We start from the raw sequence: 363 nt of genomic DNA on the forward strand, positions 1-363 counted from the left end.
CTTTTTCTTGTTGGAATTCACGATTTAAAACATTGGCTACGATCGCTTCATTGCTGCGGTTTTTTTGTGGTTTGTAATACGCTACTGTGTAATTGGAGACCAGGCCTAGTTGTTTCATAATGCGGCTAATGCGCCGTCTTGAAATAATTTTCTCTTCCTTCTCCAGTTCTTTCTTGATTTTACGAGTTCCATAGTTATCACGGCTGTGTTTAAAAATGACGTAAATACGTTCCTGTAGATCAACTTCTTCAGCTTGTCTTTCGTCATCTTCCCGTTTTTTTTACCTGATAGTAATAAGAGCTTCTTGAAATTTGCAGGACGTCACACATTGCTGATACCGAATATTTGTGAGCGTTCTTACGA

At 38.6% G+C, this 363-nt stretch carries 1 pseudogene; it reads right to left on the reverse strand.

Going from position 1 to position 363, the window contains the following annotated elements:
* A pseudogene (locus JFL43_RS22205) lies at positions 1-363 on the reverse strand (IS3 family transposase); the annotation flags it as partial.

Origin of the sequence: Viridibacillus soli, assembly GCF_016612995.1 — a bacterium.
Lineage (GTDB): Bacteria > Bacillota > Bacilli > Bacillales_A > Planococcaceae > Viridibacillus > Viridibacillus soli.